At 61.0% G+C, this 15713-nt stretch carries 14 protein-coding genes, 1 tRNA gene, 1 other RNA gene and 1 pseudogene; 10 read left to right on the plus strand and 7 right to left on the minus strand.

Annotated elements, in window-relative coordinates:
- Positions 1-117: 117 nt before the first annotated feature.
- The 3 genes from WH7805_RS05125 to WH7805_RS05135 are packed head-to-tail and all read left to right on the plus strand — an operon-like array spanning position 118 to position 3123.
- Positions 118-1338 carry an aspartate aminotransferase family protein gene (locus WH7805_RS05125; protein WP_006041944.1) on the plus strand — a complete coding sequence of 407 codons (1221 nt, stop codon included), beginning with the start codon at positions 118-120 and terminating at the stop codon, positions 1336-1338.
- Positions 1335-2576 (plus strand): folylpolyglutamate synthase/dihydrofolate synthase family protein, encoded by a 1242-nt coding sequence (locus tag WH7805_RS05130; protein ID WP_006041945.1) that lies wholly within the window; start codon positions 1335-1337, stop codon positions 2574-2576. The genes WH7805_RS05125 and WH7805_RS05130 overlap by 4 nt, the downstream gene beginning before the upstream one ends.
- Before the next feature lie 22 nt (positions 2577-2598).
- Positions 2599-3123 carry a pentapeptide repeat-containing protein gene (locus WH7805_RS05135; protein ID WP_050751979.1) on the plus strand — a complete coding sequence of 175 codons (525 nt, stop codon included), beginning with the start codon at positions 2599-2601 and terminating at the stop codon, positions 3121-3123.
- Here WH7805_RS05135 and WH7805_RS05140 read toward each other — a convergent pair.
- The 3 genes from WH7805_RS05140 to WH7805_RS05150 are packed head-to-tail and all read right to left on the minus strand — an operon-like array spanning position 3113 to position 6180.
- On the minus strand, positions 3113-4444 hold the full coding sequence (locus WH7805_RS05140; RefSeq protein ID WP_006041947.1) for an FAD-binding oxidoreductase: 1332 nt from the start codon (positions 4442-4444) through the stop codon (positions 3113-3115). The two genes, WH7805_RS05135 and WH7805_RS05140, sit on opposite strands and share 11 nt — an antisense overlap.
- A gap of 24 nt (positions 4445-4468) precedes the next feature.
- The gene (locus tag WH7805_RS05145; protein WP_006041948.1) at positions 4469-5698 is read right to left on the minus strand and encodes an amidohydrolase family protein; all 1230 of its coding nucleotides are present in this window, start codon (positions 5696-5698) and stop codon (positions 4469-4471) included.
- The gene (locus WH7805_RS05150) at positions 5695-6180 is read right to left on the minus strand and encodes a DUF4359 domain-containing protein (protein ID WP_156783620.1); all 486 of its coding nucleotides are present in this window, start codon (positions 6178-6180) and stop codon (positions 5695-5697) included. Before WH7805_RS05150 ends, WH7805_RS05145 begins: the two co-directional genes overlap by 4 nt.
- Between WH7805_RS05150 and WH7805_RS05155 the strand changes: the two genes are divergently transcribed.
- Positions 6167-6239 (plus strand) — tRNA-His (locus tag WH7805_RS05155). The genes WH7805_RS05150 and WH7805_RS05155 overlap by 14 nt on opposite strands.
- Positions 6240-6262: 23 nt before the next feature.
- On the opposite strand, the gene WH7805_RS05160 is transcribed toward WH7805_RS05155, so the two are convergent.
- Entirely contained in the window at positions 6263-7324 is a 1062-nt protein-coding gene (locus WH7805_RS05160; RefSeq protein ID WP_006041950.1) for a DUF1611 domain-containing protein, read from the minus strand.
- Positions 7324-8406: an enolase C-terminal domain-like protein gene (locus WH7805_RS05165; RefSeq protein WP_006041951.1), complete on the minus strand. Its 1083-nt coding sequence runs from the start codon at positions 8404-8406 to the stop codon at positions 7324-7326. Before WH7805_RS05165 ends, WH7805_RS05160 begins: the two co-directional genes overlap by 1 nt.
- A 127-nt stretch (positions 8407-8533) precedes the next feature.
- Between WH7805_RS05165 and miaB the strand changes: the two genes are divergently transcribed.
- The 5 genes from miaB (at position 8534) to ftsZ (ending at position 13513) form a co-directional block, all read left to right on the plus strand.
- Complete coding sequence (miaB, locus tag WH7805_RS05170) at positions 8534-9898, plus strand: tRNA (N6-isopentenyl adenosine(37)-C2)-methylthiotransferase MiaB (protein ID WP_038005078.1); 1365 nt, start codon at positions 8534-8536, stop codon at positions 9896-9898.
- A gap of 38 nt (positions 9899-9936) precedes the next feature.
- Positions 9937-10998, plus strand: coding sequence for a D-alanine--D-alanine ligase family protein (locus WH7805_RS05175; protein WP_006041953.1), 1062 nt, complete (start codon positions 9937-9939; stop codon positions 10996-10998).
- A gap of 25 nt (positions 10999-11023) precedes the next feature.
- On the plus strand, positions 11024-11434 hold the full coding sequence (locus tag WH7805_RS05180; protein WP_038004434.1) for a hypothetical protein: 411 nt from the start codon (positions 11024-11026) through the stop codon (positions 11432-11434).
- Positions 11434-12285 carry a cell division protein FtsQ/DivIB gene (locus tag WH7805_RS05185; protein WP_006041955.1) on the plus strand — a complete coding sequence of 284 codons (852 nt, stop codon included), beginning with the start codon at positions 11434-11436 and terminating at the stop codon, positions 12283-12285. The genes WH7805_RS05180 and WH7805_RS05185 overlap by 1 nt, the downstream gene beginning before the upstream one ends.
- Before the next feature lie 73 nt (positions 12286-12358).
- Positions 12359-13513, plus strand: a complete 1155-nt coding sequence (gene ftsZ / locus WH7805_RS05190; RefSeq protein ID WP_038004437.1) for a cell division protein FtsZ — start codon at positions 12359-12361, stop codon at positions 13511-13513.
- Positions 13514-13560: 47 nt separating this feature from the next.
- On the opposite strand, the gene ffs is transcribed toward ftsZ, so the two are convergent.
- Positions 13561-13657: signal recognition particle sRNA small type (gene ffs / locus WH7805_RS13800), an RNA gene on the minus strand.
- A gap of 44 nt (positions 13658-13701) precedes the next feature.
- Between ffs and panB the strand changes: the two genes are divergently transcribed.
- The gene (gene panB, locus WH7805_RS13805) at positions 13702-14520 is read left to right on the plus strand and encodes a 3-methyl-2-oxobutanoate hydroxymethyltransferase (protein WP_071933680.1); all 819 of its coding nucleotides are present in this window, start codon (positions 13702-13704) and stop codon (positions 14518-14520) included.
- Here the strand turns inward: panB and hemW are convergent.
- Positions 14402-15694: pseudogene (hemW, locus tag WH7805_RS05195) on the minus strand (radical SAM family heme chaperone HemW); the annotation flags it as partial. The gene panB and the pseudogene hemW overlap by 119 nt on opposite strands.
- Positions 15695-15713 lie beyond the last annotated feature (19 nt).

Genomic DNA, 15713 nt, shown 5'->3' on the forward strand with positions numbered 1-15713 from the left:
CTTCCAGCGTGTGAGTACCCAGCCAGTGAATGCACGTCAGCTGGCGAAGACTCTCTATTAACCCCTAAAACACTGACCCGTTAACGCTCCCCTAGGGAGTATCAATGCCACAGCGTCATGGTGGAGCCCAAGGCTGATTCAATGTCCTCAGCGGTGATGGGCACCTACAACCGCTTTCCTTTGACGCTTGTGAGGGGTCGCGGTTGCTGGGTGTGGGATGACCAGAACCGACGACACCTTGACGCCGTTGCAGGAATCGCCACCTGCACCCTCGGGCACAGCGATCGCATCCTGCGGCGAGCCCTTTCCCGCCAGTTGAAAACGCTTCAGCACGTTTCCAACCTTTACAAAATCCCCGAACAAGAACAACTCGCTCAATGGCTGGTGGTCAACAGCTGCGCTGACAGCGTGTTCTTCTGCAATTCAGGAGCTGAAGCCAACGAAGCCGCGATCAAACTGGCACGAAAGCATGGCCACAGGCGCCGTGGGATCGAACGCCCGGTCATCATCACGGCCGCAGCCAGTTTTCATGGCCGGACGCTGGCAGCGGTGAGTGCCACCGGTCAACCGCGATACCACCAAGGGTTCGAGCCCATGGTGGAAGGATTCGAATTCTTTCCTTACAACGACGGCGACGCTTTCGAGCAGCTGCTGATACAGCTGGAACAGAACGGCCCCAGGGTGGCTGCTGTTCTGATTGAACCGCTTCAGGGCGAAGGCGGTGTGAATCCTGGCGATCCCGCTGTGATGCAGCGCATCCGCAAGCTCTGCAGCGAGCGCGACATCCTGCTGATCTTTGATGAAGTCCAGGTGGGCATGGGCCGCACGGGCACGCTCTGGGGATATCAACAACTCGGCGTCACACCGGATGCCATCACCCTGGCCAAAGGCCTTGGAGGAGGCCACGTGATCGGAGCCCTGCTAGTCAGTCAGCACGCCGACGTGTTTGAACCTGGTGATCACGCCAGCACCTTCGGCGGCAATCCCTTCGCCTGCCGTGCGGGGCTCACCGTGGCCAACGAATTGCTGCGACGCGATCTACTCAAAAACGTCCAGACGCGGGGAAAGCAATTGCATAAAGGACTGACCCACCTCGTGGAGCGCTATCCCGACCACCTAGCGGGGAGCCGCGGCTGGGGACTACTGCAGGGTCTGGTTCTCCAAGACAACTGCGGATTTTCAGCTGCTGATGTTGTGAAGGCCGCCCTTGAAGAGCAGCTGCTGCTGGTGCCTGCCGGCGCTGCGGTGGTGCGCATGGTGCCTCCCCTGGTGATTGGTCCCCGGGAAATCCAAACCCTGCTCACCCGACTGGATCGGGCTCTGCAGCACCTGATGTGAATCCCCTCCCCTCTGGATCCGGCAGAGATGATCTGAGTGATCTGCTGCCGCGCTTCGATCTCAGGGGGATGGACCTCTCCCTCGATCGCGTGCAGGAGGCCCTGGGGGAACTGCAGCAGCCGGCTGCCACGATCCCCGCGGTGCAGGTGGTGGGGACCAATGGCAAGGGATCCATCGCCTGCTTCATTCACCATGCACTGATGGCCGCGGGACTGCGCTCCGGCCTCACCATCTCGCCCCACCTCGTGAGCTGGTGCGAGCGCATCCGCGTGAACGAGCGTCTGATCACGATCGAAGAGCTTCGCTGCCTGCTCCAGACCCTGCAGTCGGTGGTGACCACCTACCGGCTCACCCCATTCGAGCAGCTGATCTGTGCAGCCCTGGTGCATTTTGAGGCCCAGCGCCCCGACTGGTTAGTCCTGGAGGCTGGCTTGGGAGGCCGGTTGGACGCCACCACAGCCCATCCACGTCGACGGCTGATTGCGGTGGGCTCGATCGGCCTGGACCACCGGGAACATCTCGGGGCGACCCTGGAAGCGATTGCCACTGAGAAAGCCGCGGCCATTCCACCAGGGAGCCATGTGGTGAGTGGGGCGCAGCTTCCGGAGGTGCAGCGGGTGCTGGAGCGCGCTGTTTCAGCCATGGACGCCAGCCTTCGCTGGGTGGAACCGCTTGCCAATGATTGGACGCTCGGCTTAACCGGAGATCTGCAGCGAAGCAATGCAGGCGTGGCCAGAGCTGCCCTGGAATGGATGGCTCGCGACGGCAAAGAAATCACGGTCGATGCCATGCGCGATGGCTTTGCGGCAGCCCGCTGGCCAGGCCGGCTGCAGTGGATGCAGTGGGAAGGACGACGCGTGCGCGTTGATGGAGCCCACAACCCACCGGCTGCAGAGGCATTAGCCAACGAACGTTGTCGCTGGATGGCCGCCGATCAACCGCAGATTTGGGTGCTGGCGATCCAGGCGCATAAACAGGCTCCGGCCATGCTGAAGCACCTGCTGCAGCCCAACGATCTGGCCTGGATCATTCCCGTTCCAGAGCACCGCAGCTGGAGCGTGGAGCAACTGCAGCATGACGCGCCGGAGTTCGCCCACCAGCTCAGGGGCGCCGGAGATGCAGCTGAGGCGCTCAACCAGCTCGAGAACAACGGATGGCCGCAGGCAGCCCCCGTCGTGGCCGGTTCGTTGTATCTGATCGGTCATCTGCTGGAGACGCATCAGTTGCAGGCAGAGTGATTCGATGCTGTGCCCGTCGTTCATGCCTCCGCTGCTGAAAGTCATCACCGCCATCACCCTGGTGATCGGCTTCCTATGTGATCCCGCCGTTGCACTCGACACCTCGGCAGGGGTGGGCCTCCAGGACAGGGCCTTGTTTCAGGAACGGGTGGATTACACCTTGACCAATCAAAACGGCGCTGATTTTCATGATCAGGCCCTCAGCAACACCTCCTTTGCCGGCGCGGCGGCCAAAGGAGCTGATTTCAGCGGGGCCAATCTGCAAGGGGCGATCTTCACGCAGGGTGCGTTTGCCGATGCCAACTTCCGGGGCGCCGACCTCAGTGATGCCCTCATGGATCGTGCAGATTTCACAGGAACGGATCTGCGGGACGCCGTTTTGATCGGCGTGATCGCCTCCGGAAGCAGCTTCGCCAGGGCTCAGGTGGATGGCGCCGATTTCAGCGATGCCCTGCTGGACCGAGATGACCAGCGCAAACTCTGCCAGGAGGCCGAAGGCCTGAACCCCACCACTGGAGTGCTGACCCGCGACAGCCTCAGCTGCTGAAACCGCCAAGCTTCCCGGGGTTCAGCAGACCAGCCGGGTCCAAACGCCGCTTGGCGGCCACCTGATCACCATCCACGACGCCAAGTCCTCCGCCCTCAACGGTCAACACATGAGGGTTAAAGATCAGAGCCCCGAGTTCGCGACACTGCTGCATCAAACGCTCCAGCTCTTCAGCCCCGCGCCAGCGTACGAGCGGCAAGGCTGCAAGCCGCTGTACACCCTGCTGGCGCACGGCTTCCAGGTGAATGAGCACATCCCCGCCCCAGGTCTGCTTCAGCGCTTGCAGGCAGTCCAGTTCAGGTTGCGGAAGCAGCATCTGCAAGTACGTCCATTCAGGGTCGTGCTGGCGCAGATGCAGGGTGGTGTGGTTCCAGGTCAGTTCACGCAAGCCATGGCCGGCATGGTGCATCTCCTCACCGCGATACACCACGTCAGCACCGCAGTCGGCCGCCAACCGCTCCAACGTGCTGACCGCATCGGGGGCCGACAGCAAAAGCACACGGTCAGCCTTTGTGTCCGGGAAGTCCCAGACCGGTAACTGAGCCACCACTTCGGCCTCCAGCACAGTGCAGAGATGCAGGTCCAACGCCGATCCGCAGCAGCGTCGCGCCAGCTCGACAGCGGATGGCCAGTCAACGCAGTCGATCACCACTTCCTGCCAATCCACTGTTGGCGCTGTGGCGAGCGTCAATGCGGTGATGATCCCGTTGGTCCCGTAGGCATGATTCAGCGCCTCCGCGTCAGAGGCCTCCAACTGGAGCCGCTTTGGCTCCGGCTCCATCGTGACCACCTCAAGACCGAGAAGATGGCCCGGATCGCGCAGAAAGCCCCAGCGCACCGAACCGATGCCACCGGAGCCGCCGGCAATGAAGCCGCCGATCGTGGCGCTGCGCCACGTACTGGGCAGCAGGCGCAGCTGACGACCGTGGCCACGCAGCACCTGATCGAGATCTTTCAGAAGGCAACCGCATTCAACCGTGACGACACCGGTGGTCGCCTCGATCGTGCGAACGGCACGCAGGCGACCCATCAGCATCACCACCCCTCCATCAAGGGGGACGCTCTGTCCGTAATTGCCCGTCCCTGCGCCCCGCAGGGTGAGCGCAATGCCATGACGGCAGCAGGCCGCAGCCACACAGGCCACGGCATCCACCGTTTCCGGACGCACCACCAGCGCTGCCCGACAGAACCTCAAACGCTCCCGCAACACCGGTGAGTAGTCGTAGGCATCCTTCGAGTACCGATCAAGATCCTCCGGACGTTCCAGCACGGTGAGGTCAGGCACCGCCTCGAGTTCCTCACGCAACGTCTCAAGAACCACGGGAGCCACGATCAGGACAACCTTTCAATCCTGAACCCAGACGCCACCAACCAGCACCTTGCGGCGCGGAGGGGCCGACAACAGCTCGGGCCAGCCGCCATTGTGCAGATGGATCAGATCTGCGGGAGCACCAAGGCGCAGCACCCCATCCCAAGCAAGGCCCAGCAAACGAGCGGCATCCTTGCTGAATGGTGCGATCCCCGCCTCATCCCAGGGAGCGAGCTGAGCCAGTGGGATGCTCATCGCCATCAGAGCCAGGGGATCCAGGTTTCCGCCAGGGAACCAAGGATCCTGCACGTTGTCTCCCCCCACAGCAACACATACACCGCAGTCCTGCAGCTGTCGGATCGGTGCAAGAGGTCGTTGCACCGGCGTGGCCTGCCCTCGACGCCCCAGCAGCCATCCGTTGGTGAGAGGCAAAGCCACCACCTGCAGCTGGTGCTCCGCCATCCGCTCCCCCAGTCGCCGTAGCGAGGCTGAATTCAGCAGCGAAAGGCTGCTGGCATGGCTGCAGGTGATCGGCACCGACACGGTCATCGTGCTGAGAACCCTGAGCAGTTGGCGAACCCCGGCAGCAGGATGCTCCGACGCCTCATCGATGTGCAGATCAACCGAGCATCCGAGGTCCTCCGCCAGCTCCAGCAGGCGTCGCAACGCTCGACGTGGAGCCCGCCCAGGACAAGGAGGTTCGATCACGCCACCGATCACCCCTTCGGCCGCTGCTACCTGGGCCGCCAGATGCTTTCCCTCAGGAGTGGACCAATGCTCGACTGGCACGAGAGCTACCAACTGGAGTTCGAGGCGCTCCCGCCAGCGCTGACGGGTCTCCGTCAACACCTCCCAGCTGCAGGCAGCCCCTGGTCCAAGACTGTCAATATGCGATCGAACGGCTCGCACTCCGTGGCGCCAGGCCAGTTCCAGAGCTCGCTCACTGCGTTCATGCACCCGATCTGCGGTGCGGGTGCGATGTTCTCGCATGTTGGCCTCCATCGCTCCGGCGTAGGTCCCCGAAAGATTGGGGTGGTCTGGCCAAGAGAAGGCTTTATCAAGGTGAGCATGGGGCTCGGCCAACCGCGGCATCACCAGGCCCTGGGCGTCCTCAGCAGGTAACACGGACGTGAGCTCGCCATCTTTCCAACGCAGCTCAACGGAGAGCAAGCCATCTGCAGATGGCTCCAGCGCAACCCCTGAAGGCAACTCCAGAAGGCTCGCCGGGCATCGGCTTCGCAAAGATCCCGCACCCTTCGGCTTCATTCCATCCGACCGGCATCGGACTGGGTTTTCAGGACCAAAAATCGACCCGCAACCCCCAAGGTGGTGACGGAGTAGCGGGGGAGACGCAAGGTAGGGAGCAGATCCTGCCCCCCCACAGTGGTCAGGTAAATACTGGCCAATCCTAAATTCCACCGTCGTGTGAACTGGCTGGCGAGAGAGGCAAGCGTCACTTCCTGGTCCGCGATCAGGCGGGGACAATCCTTAATCCAGATCTGCAACACCAGAGGCAGTGTGCGCTGGTAGCAGAGCTCGTTCGTGGCCAGGCTCACAAGTTGTGTTCCGGCATGGGCGGTGTAGTCCTCCTTGGTGGGATTGGTGATCACGAGAGCGGCGACACTCCCTCCGAGCAGGAGCGACATGGCGATCGCTGTCGCCGGAGGCCAGCGCCAATGTGCAGGTGACGTACGCAGGGCCTGGAGGGCGGATTGGTAGATTCTTACCGACGCGGCGGGCGTCGCCAAGTGGTTAAGGCAGCGGCTTGTGGCGCCGCTATTCGGGGGTTCGAATCCCCTCGCTCGCCCTACACATCTTTCTTTGTGAGATTCACGGAGCGATCAATCCCCTCGTGAGGGAATCTGCACCTTGTCTGATCGGATCAGAGCAGGGGAGGGAAAGTTTTTGGCTGAGTTCTGCTGTTTCGCGCTCGCATTCCTCATCAGTCAGGCCTGCGGTGTTCAGCGCCACAGCTTTCACCAGAGGTGGCGGGCCGGCTCCTCGCGGTCGGCCGATGGAGGCAAGTCCTTCACACAGCTGAATCACATCCTCAAGTGGTGGCAGAGCAATATCGGGCAAGCGATGGATCTGCGTCTGCCGGGCACGATGAACCATCAGCAACGCCGTTGGCTGGCTGCCGCGCATCAAGGGCAGTGTGGCTGTCGAGCCTGGATGGCAAAGCGATCCCTGTCCCTCCACGAGAAGAAGAGCATCTCCAGGTACTGAAGACGCTGCGCTGAGCACAGCCGCCTCTACAGCACCAGCGGCGTAATCAACCCGCACCGCATCCAGGGGCACTCCCTGGCCACTGATGAGGATTCCCGCCTGTCCTGTCCCCACAAAAACGGCCGGCACATCAAGGCAGCGGGCTGAGTCCTGAATGGCCAGACAGGCACTCATTTTGCCGACAGCCATATCGGTTCCGACAGCCAGAACGCGCTTGCAAGGCAGAGCGGCAGCCCTGGCCTGGCCAACCCTGAGTCCCTCGGGCTCGCAGCGGAGATCCCAGATCCAGCATCCAGGCTGAACCGCCGCGCTGAGCTCCGGATCATCCGCCAGATGGGTGTGAAGACCACTGGCCACCGACAGCCCCGCACGGAGTGCAGACAACACATCCGAGCGCAGGGCCGCAGGCAGCACACCACCAGATGGAGCAAGGCCGACCACGGCCACGGACGGTCGATAGGGAAGCGCATCGTCCAGATCCTTGACGACAGGCACAGGCCTGGGAATACCCGTGATGCTCTCCAGCGTTCGACCGGCATGCTCAGGGTCAATCACAGCCACGATCGGCCCACGCCGATGACGCAACATCGCCAGGCCGGTCTTGCCCATGAGATTGTCCAGCCCACCGTGCTGAAGAAGCACCACAGGATCCTGGTCAGCAAGCATCAGGAGGCCTCCACCGGCGTAACGCCCAAGCCGCTTCCCTGCGGTGGCAGAAGTTGATCCCCTTTGAGCGGCAAACCCTTGTAAGGATCGTCCACCAAATTGAGGTGGCTGTCCAAGTCAGGCCAGCGGATCAGAGACAGCAATTGAGCCGCTGCCGCATTAAGCAGTGTGCTGTCGGAATAGCAGCCCACCATCAGATCTAGGTCAAGCCGCTCAGCTACCTGGGCCATCAGCCAGGCCTCAGTCAGACCTCCAGTCTTCAGCAGCTTGAGATTCACGCCGTCCACGTGTGGCGCAAGCCTGAGTAGGTCCTTCAGATCCCAACAGCTCTCATCAGCCACCAAGGGCAGATTGCAATCTGGGCGTAGCGCTGCAAATCCCTCCAGATCCTCCTCCAGATCAACGCGAGCGGGCAGCGGCTGCTCCAGCAACACCACCCCCGCCTGCTCCAACGGTGCTTGCATCGCCTTGGCTTGCTCGAGAGTCCAGCCGCCGTTGGCATCCACCTGAAGTTCATGCGCCACCGCCATTCGCTGGGAGCGCTCCTGAAGGGCGATAGCCACCGCCTGCAACAGGGCACGGTCATGATCCAGTCCCTCGGGACTGCCGAGTTTGAGCTTGATGCGGGTGGCTGGCATCTGCCTCCACCAGCGATCAAGACGCTCAAGAACCTTCTCAACAGAGGCGAGACCCAAGGTGACGCTCGTGGCCACCTCGCTGGTTCCATCCAACGCCAACAGCCTCCAGATCGGTTGCCCCAGCTGCCGCCCCCACCAGTCCCAGAGGGCCAGATCCACCGCACACCGAGCCGGCGGAGACAGGGTGGCCAGCCACGGTGCCAGGCCATGACGGTCCTGAGGATTCAGGCACTCCAAAGTCGGCAACAGGGCCTGGAGTTCAGCCTCGATGCCCTCCAGCGCATAGGCGCGATGGCCCGTATCCAGCCCGCCGGTTTCCCCTAACCCCACAGTCCCGCCATGGTCCAGGCGAAGTTCCAGGCGTTCCACAACGGACGTGGTTCCCCTGCTGATTGCCAGAGGCACCGCCTTCGTGAGCGGAAATCGACGCAGACTCCAACCCATGGCCCGCGAGCACCAGTCCACAAGCTGGCACAGCACCGCCGTATCCGACACTGAAAGCAGCGTTCGACGCCGCCGATCCCTCGGACGGCTCTTTGCCTTGACCGTAACCGCTTCACCTACCACCGAAATGCTGCCGAACCGGGAGCGTGGCAGCTACTGGATCACCACGTTCGGCTGCCAGATGAACAAGGCCGACTCCGAGCGCATGGCGGGGATTCTCGAATCCATGGGCTATCGGGAAGCGAGCGGCGAACTGGATGCCGATCTAGTGCTCTACAACACCTGCACCATTCGCGATAACGCAGAGCAAAAGGTTTATAGCTATTTGGGACGTCAGGCCCAACGCAAACGCACGAACCCAAATCTCACCTTGGTAGTGGCGGGCTGTGTGGCGCAGCAGGAAGGCGAATCCTTGTTGCGACGGGTGCCGGAGCTCGACCTGGTGATGGGACCTCAGCACGCCAACCGGCTCGAAACGCTGCTTCAGCAGGTGGACAGCGGGCAGCAAGTGGTTGCCACCGAAGAGCACCACATCCTTGAAGACATCACCACCGCCAGACGCGACAGCAGCATCTGCGGCTGGGTGAATGTGATTTACGGCTGCAACGAGCGCTGCACCTATTGTGTGGTTCCCTCGGTACGGGGCAAGGAGCAGTCACGGCTCCCGGATGCCATCAGGCTTGAGATGGAGGGACTCGCGGCCCAAGGCTTCAAAGAGATCACCCTGCTGGGGCAGAACATCGACGCCTACGGACGTGACCTGCCGGGAATCACGCCCGAGGGCCGCCGGCAGCACACCCTCACCGATCTGCTCCATCACGTCCACTCCGTGGAGGGCCTTGAGCGGATCCGCTTCGCCACCAGTCACCCCCGCTATTTCACCGAGCGCCTGATTGATGCCTGCGCCGACCTTCCCAAACTCTGCGAGCACTTCCACATCCCGTTCCAAAGCGGTGACAACGACGTGCTGCGGGCCATGGCTCGGGGCTACACCGTGGAGCGCTACAGGCGCATCATCGACAGAATTCGGGATCGAATGCCCGATGCCTCTCTGAGTGCAGATGTGATCGTGGCCTTCCCGGGTGAGACCGATGCCCAATACCGGCGCACCCTGGCGCTGATCGAGGAGATCGGTTTCGACCAGGTGAACACAGCCGCTTACTCACCACGCCCGAACACCCCAGCCGCCAACTGGGACAACCAGCTTTCTGAAGACACCAAAGTGGAGCGACTCAGAGAAATCAATGCGCTGGTGGAGCGCTGCGCGCGGGAACGCAACGAGCGCTACTCCGGCCGCGTGGAAGAGGTGCTGGCTGAAGGCATCAATCCCAAGGATCCGTCCCAGTTGATGGGGCGCACCCGCACCAACAGATTGACATTTTTCCGTTCTGAGAATGGGAATGGCCGCCGCTTCAGTGCCGGTGATCTGGTTCAGGTGCGCATCGATGCCGTTCGATCCTTCTCGCTTAGTGGCACTCCTCTGAACAGCTGATACGTTGCGGGTTAACCCGAACTGCCAACTCCGAGCCCATGCCGACTTCCCTTCTCCGCGTTGGCGTGGTGTTCGGAGGTGAGTCCGGAGAGCATGCCGTATCGATCCAATCGGCCCTCACGGTGATCAAGGCATTAATCGCCCCGGACAATCAAGATCGGTTCGAGGTGATTCCGGTTTACATCGATCGCGAGGGTCGCTGGTGGGGCCCGACAGTGGCCCAGCGCGTTCTCGACCAGAACCACGCCATCAACTCCGAAGACCTGCCCCAACCTCTGCCCGCTCCAGGGCTGCGTCAGTGGCCGGTGGATCCCGACACGGTGGACATCTGGTATCCGGTTTTGCATGGTCCCAACGGTGAAGACGGCACGGTGCAAGGTCTGTTCACGCTGATGAACAAACCCTTCGTGGGCTCCGGGGTGCTCGGATCCGCAGTGGGAATGGACAAACTCGCGATGAAAGCCGCATTCGCGGCAGCAGGACTCTCCCAGGTTCCCTATCTGGGATTGAATGCGATCGACCTGGAGGAACCGGAGCGGCTTGAGCAGCTTCTGACCAGGTTGGAGAAGGAGTTGGGATACCCCTGTTTCGTTAAACCCGCCAACCTTGGGTCATCTGTGGGCATCACGAAGGCCCGAACGAGAGATGAGCTACTGGATGGCTTGCACCAGGCTGCTGTGCTCGACACCAGATTGCTTGTGGAGCAAGGTGTCAAAGCCAGAGAGCTCGAATGCGCCGTATTAGGGCGTCGTCATTTGCGGGCCTCTGTGGTGGGTGAGATCCGCTTTGACGCCGACTGGTATGACTACGAAACCAAGTACACCGAGGGGCGCAGTCAAACGCTGATTCCCGCTCCACTTCCAGCATCAGTGAGCCAGCAGATTCAAGCCATGGCGATCCGGGCTTGCCAGGCCGTCCATGCCTATGGCCAGGCGCGCGTGGATGTGTTCTACGACGAAACATCGGGCCAGATCTGGCTCAATGAAATCAACACCCTCCCAGGCTTCACCTCCCAAAGCATGTATCCCACACTCTGGGAGGCCACAGGTATCCCATTACCGCAATTGGTGGCGCAGCTGGTAGACACAGCGCGAGAATGAGTCGAGTGATTCAGGGAAAGCGGCAATGATGCACGGACTTCTCTGGCTACCACTGCTCCTAATGTTTGTGCTGCTTGCAGCACTCGGTTGGCTCGAGCGGCGCAGACAGAACCTCTTCAGGCAGTGGAGTCTGTCGGCCGAACTCGCCAAACTCGACGGGTGTGGGGCGGCTCGTTTGAAGGATGGGGAACTCACTTGGAGCAGTTTTCATGCCGGGAGTTTCCGAGAAGAGGGTCGATTTGTGATTAAGACCCTGGAGCTCGTTGAGCTGATGTCCCTTGCCTCTGGAGACACCCCACTGTCTGAGGAATCCCAGGGACAGTGCCGTCTTCGACTGATCGGCGAGGGACAGCAGATGGACGTGCCCTTCTCGGATGCGGAACGGGCCCGTCGCTGGATGGAGCAGCTGATGACCAAGGCCCGATGTGACCTGTGATGGCCAGCATTCAGACCCCGTCAACACCCTCTCCAACGCCGAACCCTTCGGCCCCACTGCCTCCAAACATCGAGCGCCGCCGAAGGCTTCGGCAAGAGAAACTGCGCGAACGGATCATTCAGGCATGGCGGATCCTGTTCTTTGCCGGTTCAACCACTGCGCTGGCCTGGATTTTGCTGAGTTCCGGCTGGAACCTCCGCTCAATCGATCAAATTCGAGTCAGCGGAAGCGACCGGGTGGGGGCGGAGAGCGTTGTCGAAGCAGGGGACCTACGTTTCCCAATACCACTTCTGTCACTCCAGCCGGGCAACCTCGAGCGACTCTTGATGGACGAACTGCCGGTGCAGTCTGTCTCTATCCATCGCCGGCTCCTGCCACCTGGCCTGGAGATCAAACTGATGGATCGACGTCCGATCGCGGCAGCCACGCGAAACGCAGCTGGCGGCATCGAGAGAGGGATGGTCGATCGTGAAGGGTTTTGGATGCCTATGACAGCAGCCCTTGCAGAAGAAACCCCTGAAAGCGATGTCCGCGTTCAGGGCTGGACTTTGACTCGTCGCGCAACCATCGCAAAACTCCTCGAGAAACGGGATCAACTTGGCAGCCCTCTGCAGGTGGTTCTTGTGGCTCCCGATGGAGATCTCAGTGTGCGCATGGCCTCTCTCGGCCTCGTGAAACTCGGGTCTAACGCGGCCTTGCTGGACCAGCAGATCAACACCGTGATTGAGCTGACACGCAGCCTGCCTCCACAGCTGCGAGGTCAGAACAACAGCACAATTGATTTATCGGATCCCAGCAAACCTGAACTGCAGTTGCCTCCACCTCCCCCGAAGAAAGCGAGCAAATCCTGACCACCGGTTGCGCTCTTCCTGAAGAAAACCGAGTGTGTCGGCACTGTCGGCGATCGTCACTCGCAGGGACATAATGCAAACGCAGCACAACGGCTCAAAAGTAACGATGGAGATAGTGAACGGTCAGCAGTCGTCGTCTCCAGCTGAAGAAGGAATTCTTCCAAGTCAGTCAGCGCGCATTGAAGTCATCGGCGTTGGTGGTGGTGGAAGCAATGCTGTCAATCGCATGATCATCAGCGATCTCGAGGGAGTGACCTATCGGGTGCTGAACACCGATGCCCAAGCCCTGATCCAGTCCGCGGCCGTTCATCGTGTTCAACTCGGTCAAACCCTCACCCGGGGGCTCGGCGCTGGTGGCAATCCCAGCATCGGCCAGAAAGCAGCAGAAGAATCCAGAGCTGATCTTCAGCAAGCCATTCAGGGTTCTGATCTGGTCTTTATCGCCGCAGGCATGGGCGGCGGAACCGGAACTGGCGCAGCCCCCGTTGTCGCTGAGGTCGCCAAGGAAAGTGGTGCGCTCACAGTCGGCATCGTCACCAAACCCTTTGGATTTGAAGGTCGCCGCCGGATGCGTCAAGCCGATGAAGGGATCGCACGTCTTGCTGAACATGTGGACACGCTGATCGTGATTCCCAATGACAGGCTCAGAGATGCCATTGCAGCAGCTCCTCTTCAGGAAGCATTCCGCAGTGCCGATGACGTGTTGCGAATGGGTGTGAAGGGAATTTGCGACATCATCACTTGCCCAGGCCTTGTCAATGTTGATTTTGCCGACGTGCGTTCGGTGATGACCGAAGCCGGTACAGCTCTGCTTGGTATCGGCGTCGGATCCGGTCGCTCTCGTGCCATCGAAGCGGCTCAGACTGCGATCAACAGTCCACTCCTCGAGGCGGCTCGGATCGATGGTGCCAAGGGATGTGTGATCAACATCAGTGGTGGTCGTGACATGACCCTCGAAGACATGACCAGCGCTTCAGAAGTGATCTACGACGTGGTGGATCCTGAAGCGAACATCATCGTGGGAGCCGTGGTGGACGAAGCTCTCGAAGGGGAAATTCACGTCACTGTGATTGCCACGGGTTTTGAAAGCGGCCAGCCCTATCGCAGTGAGCGAAGCATTCCAAAACCGGCAGCCATGCCTTATGTGTCCCCTGAACCCATGGATGCTGGAGCAAGGATTCCCGAGTTTTTGCGTCAGCGTCAATCCCGCACTGATCAATCAGAATGATGCGGGCATCCCTGTGAGCGTCCCACGATGCCGTCGGCTTTATAAGGGGTGACCCGGAATCCACGCCTGTCCCGAGCATCCCGTGTGGCTGCTGCCTTCCGGATCTGACCAGGTTTGGGCGTCTGAACCGCATGGGTCCGAGTCGTTCAAGATGTTAGCAATGGACTTCTCCTGAACCGAGGAAGGGGTTGCGAACCTCTGATCTGATCCGCTTCAAACAATCCGGTCGCACCATCGCCATGCTCACGGCTTGGGATGCCCTCAGTGCCTCTGTCGTTGAAGAAGCAGGAGCTGACATCGTGCTGGTCGGGGACTCCCTAGCCATGGTGAGCCTTGGTCACGCCACCACGTTGCCTGTGACCCTTGAGCAGATGCTGCAGCACACCCAGGCGGTCTGCAGAGGGTTGCGCAAGCCTCCATCCGATCAACCTTTGGTAATTACGGATCTGCCCTTTCTGAGCTACCAGTGCGGTCTTGATCGTGCCGTGGCTGCTGCAGGGCACCTGCTGAAGCACTCCTCTGCAGCCGGCGTGAAGCTGGAAGGCGCCGAACCGGAGGTGGTGAAAGTGATCGAGCGGCTGGTGCGCATGGGCATTCCAGTCATGGGCCACTTAGGACTGACACCCCAATCAGTGCATCAGCTGGGGTACCGCCGCCAAGCGAAGGATCCAGTTAGCCAGGAGCGCTTACTGCGCCACGCCAGCCACCTCGAGACGGCCGGCTGCTTTGCGTTGGTTCTGGAACACATTCCGGAAGGGCTGGCGGGTCAGGTGCGGCGAAACCTTCAAATCCCTGTGATTGGAATCGGCGCTGGGCAGGACTGCGATGGCCAGGTGAGCGTGACAGCTGATCTGCTGGGGCTGACTCCAACGCAGCCACCCTTCAGCCCTGCACTCCTGGAGGGGAGGACTCTGGGCGTCGAAGCACTCCGGTCCTGGTTGGAGGGTCAGCGTGGATCGGCAACGACTCCCACCACTGCACCACCTCCACCAGGATCTGATTGCTGAGGGCCATGCCAAGGGGGTCTGTGAGTCGCCAGCGTCCCCCTCGTCTCTCCATCAAGCCCTGGTTCAGGAACTGCTCCCAGCGTTCTGCCAGCTGGGGAAGATGCAAAGAACAGCGATGGGCAGTCCACCCACAGTGTTGAGCCTGCTGCTGCAGATCCACCCCTTCTCGGCAACGCAGCCCCACCAATAGTCGGTCTTCCAACGAGAGCGGAGTGGCACTCTGTGACAACAGAGAGGAATGGGGCCCATCCAGTTCTTGCCGGTTAAGCCACTCGGCATAAGCCTCCCGGGTGCGCGGCCTGGCGAAACGCTCTCCCCAGGGTGCACTGGTAGCGCCAAGGCCAAAAGCCCACCATCCGGCACCGCTCCAGTACACACGGTTATGGCGGGAGGCGTGCCCCGGTCTGGAGAAATTGGAAATCTCGTAGCGGCAATAGCCCGCGTCAGAGAGATACTGCGTCGTGAAAGCGATCCGATCGGCCGCACCGTCCTCATCGGGAAGCATGAGCACCCCCTGCTGCTCGCGCCTGGCAAACACGGTGCCGGGTTCAACGCTGAGGTCGTAAATGGATAAATGCGGAGGCTGCAGCTCCACAGCCTGCGTCAGCACATCAGCCCAGGCCTCATCATCTTGATTCGGGAGATTTCGAATCAGATCAAGGCTCCAGCTCCGAAGACGTCCGTCTTGCAGAAACCGCTGCATCCAGTGGCAGGCCTCAAGCACATCCTTGCGGCGATGCCGGCGTCCCAGCCCAGCGAGAACAACGTCATCAAAGCTCTGCCCACCAAGGCTCACCCGATTCACGCCGTGGCGGACCAGCGCCCTGAGTTCCTCAAGAGAGAAGCTGGCTGGATCCATCTCCAACGTGATTTCAGCCCCTCTCTGCACGCCAAACCGATCAGCGAGAGCGTCGAGCAAACATCGCACCTGATCAGGCGTGAGCAGAGATGGCGTGCCGCCGCCGATGTAGATCGTCGCCAAGGGAGGACCTGGTGGCGACGAGCGGATCTCCTTAAGAATCAGCTCCAGATAAGCCTTGATGGTGAGACTGCCGGGACCGTTCTGGGCATTGACGCGATCGCCAAGAGGAACCACTGCGAAATCGCAGTAAAAGCAGCGGCGATGGCAGAAGGGAATATGGAGATACGCACTTCTGGGCGCAAGTGCGGACATCATCCCGGGCCAAACGATC

The sequence above is a fragment of the Synechococcus sp. WH 7805 genome (assembly GCF_000153285.1).
In the GTDB taxonomy this organism is placed as follows: Bacteria; Cyanobacteriota; Cyanobacteriia; order PCC-6307; family Cyanobiaceae; genus Synechococcus_C.

Coding starts and splice junctions, on each gene's coding strand:
- WH7805_RS05165 (WP_006041951.1), bottom strand. CDS start 8,406: ATGGGTTGGAGTCTGCGTCGATTTCCGCTCACGAAGGCGGTGCCTCTG.
- ftsZ (WP_038004437.1), top strand. CDS start 12,359: ATGCAAACGCAGCACAACGGCTCAAAAGTAACGATGGAGATAGTGAAC.
- miaB (WP_038005078.1), top strand. CDS start 8,534: ATGCTGCCGAACCGGGAGCGTGGCAGCTACTGGATCACCACGTTCGGC.
- WH7805_RS05185 (WP_006041955.1), top strand. CDS start 11,434: ATGGCCAGCATTCAGACCCCGTCAACACCCTCTCCAACGCCGAACCCT.
- WH7805_RS05135 (WP_050751979.1), top strand. CDS start 2,599: ATGCCTCCGCTGCTGAAAGTCATCACCGCCATCACCCTGGTGATCGGC.
- WH7805_RS05180 (WP_038004434.1), top strand. CDS start 11,024: ATGATGCACGGACTTCTCTGGCTACCACTGCTCCTAATGTTTGTGCTG.
- WH7805_RS05145 (WP_006041948.1), bottom strand. CDS start 5,698: ATGAAGCCGAAGGGTGCGGGATCTTTGCGAAGCCGATGCCCGGCGAGC.
- WH7805_RS05160 (WP_006041950.1), bottom strand. CDS start 7,324: ATGCTTGCTGACCAGGATCCTGTGGTGCTTCTTCAGCACGGTGGGCTG.
- WH7805_RS05125 (WP_006041944.1), top strand. CDS start 118: ATGGTGGAGCCCAAGGCTGATTCAATGTCCTCAGCGGTGATGGGCACC.
- WH7805_RS05175 (WP_006041953.1), top strand. CDS start 9,937: ATGCCGACTTCCCTTCTCCGCGTTGGCGTGGTGTTCGGAGGTGAGTCC.